Annotated in this window: 6 protein-coding genes; 1 reads left to right on the top strand and 5 read right to left on the bottom strand. The window is 48.3% G+C overall.

Going from position 1 to position 6,127, the window contains the following annotated elements:
- From OC187_RS01650 to recO, 3 genes are all read right to left on the bottom strand, one after another.
- The coding region (locus OC187_RS01650; protein WP_317619167.1) for a P44/Msp2 family outer membrane protein at positions 1-358 on the bottom strand (358 nt) is incomplete at its 3' end.
- Positions 359-360: 2 nt separating this feature from the next.
- Positions 361-972 carry a hypothetical protein gene (locus OC187_RS01645; RefSeq protein WP_262998282.1) on the bottom strand — a complete coding sequence of 204 codons (612 nt, stop codon included), beginning with the start codon at positions 970-972 and terminating at the stop codon, positions 361-363.
- A gap of 35 nt (positions 973-1,007) precedes the next feature.
- Positions 1,008-1,772, bottom strand: a complete 765-nt coding sequence (gene recO / locus OC187_RS01640) for a DNA repair protein RecO (RefSeq protein ID WP_262998281.1) — start codon at positions 1,770-1,772, stop codon at positions 1,008-1,010.
- 253 nt (positions 1,773-2,025) lie between these two features.
- On the opposite strand from recO, the gene argS reads away from it, so the two are divergent.
- Positions 2,026-3,762: an arginine--tRNA ligase gene (gene argS, locus OC187_RS01635; protein WP_262998280.1), complete on the top strand. Its 1,737-nt coding sequence runs from the start codon at positions 2,026-2,028 to the stop codon at positions 3,760-3,762.
- Positions 3,763-3,792: 30 nt separating this feature from the next.
- Here argS and OC187_RS01630 read toward each other — a convergent pair whose 3' ends face one another.
- Together OC187_RS01630 and msp1a are read right to left on the bottom strand one after the other, a co-directional pair.
- Positions 3,793-4,392, bottom strand: coding sequence for a cell surface protein (locus OC187_RS01630; RefSeq protein WP_262998279.1), 600 nt, complete (start codon positions 4,390-4,392; stop codon positions 3,793-3,795).
- Between the two features lie 301 nt (positions 4,393-4,693).
- Positions 4,694-6,127, bottom strand: a 1,434-nt coding sequence (msp1a, locus tag OC187_RS01625; protein WP_458693191.1) for a major surface protein MSP1 subunit alpha, incomplete at its 5' end; no start/stop codon positions are given.

Below are 6,127 nucleotides of genomic sequence, written 5' to 3'. Positions count from 1 at the left end.
CCTGACTCCTCACTGTATCCAATGCCAATTCCTTGCCTAATAGGAATACTGAATTCCCCTTGGTGACGAACCTTTCGTGCCCTATCCCCACTTCGATTCTGGCTCTCCCCATCCTGTAACCAATGCTCCCACCCAGAGCTACAGGACTGTTACTAAATGTTATGCTAGATGCTGGTGCATCCCAATCGAAGTCATGGGACCTGAAATCATTACCAGCATCTCCCTTTAGTGGGAAAATACCCCTAGTGGTGTTCCCATCTCCTTCAAATTTGAAGTCTTTGACTTCGCTGAATGTGGGGTTGTAATCAAGTCCAATGTAGAAACTTCCAGTCCTGGCACTACCTGGAGAAAGCCACAGAATCAGATCCCCCTACCCTCAGAATGCTCATGGTGCATACCTGGAGACATTGATGGTTCCATATCATGGTGTAGCAACATGCCACTTTCCTCATGTGAAACGCCTTCCATGCCACGCGAAGCATGAGCTATCTCCTCATTTGCATATGGATATTGGTTAAAATGCCAGGGATCATAGAGATATGATTCATCTCTGGCGTCCATATGCTGCCCCCCATCACCTTCTCCTTCAAGGGCGCCTCCCTCTTCTCCGCCACTCGACATATCACCCCCCTCATCGGCAGAACCGCCATGCGCGATGCTGTCGAAAAGTATGGGAAATCCGAAAAACACTGAAGTACCTTTCGTTGGACTAAAGATGCTCACCTGCGGAGTAATGTTTGCTCCAAGAGAAACCACAGCCCTGTCCACATTACCCAAAAGATTGGCAACTACGTCGCTTTTCAGAGCCTCAGTGGGAGTGGCCATAACGGCAGATGCTATTGCCAGTGCAGACTTATCATCTCCTTCCTGCTCGCCACCACCTGACATATCTCGAGTAGCATCGAGTAAAGACTGCACTGCCGCCAAATTTGGCCCCATGTTTTGTTCTTGGCCACCTCGCGCTACGGCCATAATAAACCCCCGGTGTTAATGAGCTCCCCAAGCTATCAGCTTCTACCATTTAATAATGAATATTCCTTAAAAACACAAGAATTCCACCCAAGTAGTTCAGCAAGCATTTTCCGTGATTCCTCAAACGTGCAGCTCCCCTGAAGGAGATTTTTACAAAGAAAAAAACCCAAAATCTTTAGACTTAGTGCAAATTCACCTGCCGAACAGCATTCGACCTTTGCTCCACAAGACAGGCTATGCAAAACTTTAGGCAGAGGCAGAAGCTTGTCCTTGTAAGCATGCCCCACACCTTCGGATACCGCCCTGCCAGTTTTCGGAGAAATGAACAGTAAGTTGTCTCTGGCATCACTCACTGCACACTTCGATAGGTCCAATGCAAATCCCAGCTGAGATAACACAACAAGCTCCAGCTTCAAATAGCAATGATACCACGGTAGTTCGGCTTCTGCAGCGGAAGTAAAATCTTGGAATGAGTCATACAAAATGGGGTGCGGGTCATTTTCAGGCAGTGCATTGTTAATAACGTGGGTTATTGACGAAAGGCACATAAGCTTAACCTTGTCGTGAAAGTAGTGATAGAAGGTTGAAGATACCATTTCATAGGTAAAACGCCCCAGATTATTCGGCAACTTTGCACGCCAAGTTGCATCGACAACGTCACCAATCTGCAATGGGTGCTTCCTTACAAATTTTGCCAGCCCCCTGCGCAACCCCCTGTCACGCGTAAACAGGGAAAGTAGAAGGTGTTCATCCCCGTACGGACGCACACCAATCACTACCCCCTCTTCTCTCCACTGCATACCATACGCAATCACCAGGGCAATATTATATAAAGTACAAGGAGATATTTTGTGTCAACAGTTATGAAGCACCATCTTACGATTAAAACAACGCGTAACTAATTGGCTGCCGTCATCCGGAAACCTTATAGTCAGAGCGCTTATGCCGAATCAACAAGAGGCTGCACGCAGCTCTCACCAGTGCACGCGCTCAGATAGAACTTTTATCTGCTGATAATTCTTATATACTAAGAACTCAGATACAGGGTTATCCATGTTTTCGGCTGGTGGTGCAGCGAATTTGTTTCGCAATTTCAGAGATATAGTAACCAAAAAGATTTACGAACTCTGGGGTAATGAAATTCCAGATGCTTTATTAAAGAGACTCATAGTATCCCCTCCAACAGAAGATGGGCGCGGCGATATATATACCAACGCGGCGCTTGTCATTGGTAAGCTCAGAAAGCAGCAGCCTATGGAGGTCGCAGAATTGCTGTGCCAAGCCCTTGAAAGAGTGGAGGGCATAGAAACCATAGATATAGTACCCCCGGGGTTTATAAACTTGAAATGCACACAAGAAGTTTGGTGCTCAGTAGTAAAGGACATAAACAGGCTCGGCAAGAATTACGGCGAGGTGAATTTAGGTAAGGGACAGAGAGTGAACGTAGAGTTTGTCTCAGCAAATCCAACTGGTCCCTTGCATATAGGACATGCGCGCGGAGCCGTCTTTGGGGATGTGTTATCAAACTTGTTGGAGCGAGTAGGTTACAACGTCACCAGGGAGTACTACGTTAATGATGCCGGTGGGCAGATTAATACGTTGGTGAAGTCGGTATATCTGCGCTATAGAGAAGCACTAGGAGAGAAGATCACGATAGGGGAAGACGTATATCCGGGAGAGTATCTAAAGCCAATAGCCAGAGCCCTGTTTGAAAAGTATGGTGACACGCTACTTACCCTTGAGAATAGAGAGGAAGCCATCAGAAATTTTGCCCTAGAGAGCATTCTATCTCTAATAAGAGAGGACATGGAGCTTTTGGGCGTTAAGCATGATGTGTTCACATACGAAGCGGATCTACAACGCAGCCATACAATTGAAAGATGTGTTGAACTTTTACAAGAGAAGGGGGTGATTTACCGGGGAACGTTGGAGCGCCCCAAAGGTGCGGAAAAGGACGCGGCTTGGCAAGCCAGAGAACAACTTTTGTTCAGATCCACCGACTTTGGCGATGACTCCGACAGGGCATTACAAAAAGAAGATGGTTCGTGGACCTATTTTGCCGGGGATATCGCCTATCACTTCGATAAAATATCCAGGGGCTTTAAGAATATGATCCTGGGACTAGGGTTTGATCATAAAGGTTACGTTCAGAGAATCAAAGCTGCGGTTCACGCGCTGAGCGACGGAGATGCTGTTATAGACATAAAGCTCCACAATATGGTCAACTTTCTGGAAAATGGAGTGCCGGTTAAGATGTCAAAGCGGCGTGGCGAGTTTTTGACTGCCAGGGATGTGGTAGACGAGGTTGGTAAAGATGTTGCCAGGTTTATGATGATGACCAGAAAAAACGATGTGGTGCTTGATTTTGATTTCGTTAAGGCGAAGGAGCAGTCAAAGGATAGTCATGTCTTCTACATTCAATACGCACACGCCAGAGCCTGTTCCCTAATGCGCAATGCCCAATCCTTGCTACCCATAGATGACGTGAATTTTTCGTTGATCTCTTCTGCCCCGGAAATTGCGTTAGTAAAGCTACTTGCTAGATGGCCAGATGTGATAGAATCTTCTGCTGTAAGTCGTGAACCGCATAGGATCGCGTTTTACTTGCTAGAAGTTGCTGAAGCATTCCATGTGCTGTGGGGATATGGAAGCAGAAGTGCGGACATGCGATTCATTGTTGAAGGAGATATCGCCACTACTTCGGCGAGGATTTACTTGGTCAGGGCCGTCGCGCTGGTAATCTCCCTTGGACTGTCAATATTTTCCATAATACCTGCAGAAGAGATGTAAGGGCTGAAATTCATGGTTACAAAGTTTTATCTAAAACTTGAAGTCCATACCAACTTCTTCTGAGTGCACAGCAGGCACAACTGGGCTCACGTTAGCGTCAGGTAAGATCTTGCTGTCCGCGTTTTTCTCCGCTTCCGTATGTCGCGAAATCCGGGGACTGTCCCCATCAGGGGGCATGGTCCACATCGTAGGTGCCTGCAATGTACTCTCTGCATCGCGCAAGAAGAAGCCACAAAGCAGCAACGGTATAACCACCAACGGCAGGCAACATACCACAATATCCGCTGCACCGGCCCACACATGCCAACGCGGAAAACTGGCTAACAAGCAGAGACTCCAGATCGTAAGCAGCACAACTAGAATCACCTTGAAACTGAGAATGTTGTCAGGCTTATTACCCAACACCGCATCACTGTACTTGCGTGAAGAACTCCGGTTTCGAACCCAAGAAACACACGCAACACAGATGAACACCAACCCCAAAACTGGATATGCTATCAGCCATCCCGAAGTAGGCCCAGCCGTGGAAGCAGCGCTGCAGCGCAACGCAATAGCGCACGCAAGTTCAGCTACCAAACAGGTGGCAACAATGCCTACCAAAAGCAGCATTGCGGCCCGGTCACCACTCATGGAGCCCACCTCGAAGCTAAACTTCGGTTTGTGCTTTCTTGACATATTAAGTAATACCGCAAACTGGAACAACGCTCATCCCCTAAGGAACAAGCAGCACCCTCCAATACACGCCCACCTACTGTCCTCGCAACCTACGTTTGTCACAACAGTTTATAGAAGCAGCGCTCGGGCATCTGAAGCCTAAATCCATGAACCCCTTGCCGGACGGCCTCTGGGGTTCTATAGTCCCAACCTTAACGGAATTTCCTCACAACTCAGGGCGCAAAAGCGCTGTCCTAGTGTTTCTCACTCAGAACGATTACGCGCATAGTCTGACCGCAACGGGCACGGTACCTCCTAGATGAGACTCCTCGGTATCACAAGCACCTGGTACGGGGTCGGTCAACCACAAAAAAGTAGAGGGCTGACTCTCTTCCCTCTGGCAATTCTCTTTCTCCCCACAGGCACCAGTCTCCTCAGCACCCGATTCACCACAGCGATGAGGACTACCTTCAACAACGCGGAAACTAATGCCAACATCGCTACCGCAATCACCAGGTGTACGCATATCCCCCACTGCAACTACAACCATCAAAGTCACAGCAAGCAGTAGAGCAACCAGCAATAACGCCCCAGCAACAAGCGGCGAAGCCCCGGTTCCCGATGTATAAGCACATGCAACAACAGCACCACCAAAGACAAGTATGTCAAGAACAAAAAAGGTGCATGCAACAAACTTTAAAACACTAGCAGCGCCATGGCGCGATGCAGCGCGACGCTCCCCTTCTACCAGTCGCCTTAAAACAACACTTTCTGCAGCCTGATCACGCTCCTCTGCATTGTCGGCATTGAGCACCTTATGTATACCCACACCAAGCATAGGCAGCAAAACAACTACTGCTAGGCAGCCCAGGATTAAGGCACCATGTTCCCCCACAATAGCCGGTTCCATACATGCACAAATAGCAAATATTGCAGCTATCAAAGCAGCAATTACCACGATAAACTGCCCTATTCCTTCAAAGGATGTCATGTATCTCTCACGTATCTCCCTTGTAGCCCTAGTCACTGTCGCTGCGGCGGGGAAACTAATGATCCTTGGACGATGCGCATCACCAGCAAAAACTCTAGGCACGGGAAGCGTGTAATACACATGCACGGTGGGCTGCGCTTCCGCACCCTTATCTGAGTCACCAGAAGGTTCTTGGCCCTGCGGCGGAACCTTAAGACTCTCAGCATTATCCCTACTCCACTCACGTGACTCAGTGCATGTAGTCTCGTAGACGTCCTTGATGTAATCACCGCAACGTTTCTCCACATCACCGTCACCATCTTCACGCGCAGCTTGATGCGCAAGCACGCATCCAACAGTAATTTTCCTTAATACCTCATCCGCGAACTTATCAGGAATACTGATCTTAAAGCCCGGCATCACTCCAGAGTTGCACCGCAACAGCTCCTCTTCAACCCCTCTTAATACACTCCGCAGAGAAGAAAGCAAGACCAGGCTGTCGGTGTAATAGTCAATTTTCAGCCTATCATTTACCACACGTTCTACCGTAGCAATTTTGAGGGGCTCTATACCCAAAAATGCTGCAATACCTGACTGCACTGCGTGCACAGTGACAGCAGCAAGAAGGCGAGCAGCTTTCTCAAACTCTTGCTTAGCATCACCAGTAATTATACGCGTCCTCACTTCATCCCAAGTAACACGACCTGCACCCTCTGGTGCTTCCTCACCTTCTTGGGAAGT

Source organism: Anaplasma capra (assembly GCF_025628805.1).
Classification (GTDB): domain Bacteria; phylum Pseudomonadota; class Alphaproteobacteria; order Rickettsiales; family Anaplasmataceae; genus Anaplasma; species Anaplasma capra.
This window is presented reverse-complemented; position numbering and strand designations above follow the sequence as displayed.

Bases quoted from the DNA above. Each gene is read 5' to 3' on its own strand.
- OC187_RS01630 (WP_262998279.1), bottom strand. From the start codon at position 4,392: ATGAGTGGTGACCGGGCCGCAATGCTGCTTTTGGTAGGCATTGTTGCC.
- OC187_RS01645 (WP_262998282.1), bottom strand. From the start codon at position 972: ATGGCCGTAGCGCGAGGTGGCCAAGAACAAAACATGGGGCCAAATTTG.
- recO (WP_262998281.1), bottom strand. From the start codon at position 1,772: ATGCAGTGGAGAGAAGAGGGGGTAGTGATTGGTGTGCGTCCGTACGGG.
- argS (WP_262998280.1), top strand. From the start codon at position 2,026: ATGTTTTCGGCTGGTGGTGCAGCGAATTTGTTTCGCAATTTCAGAGAT.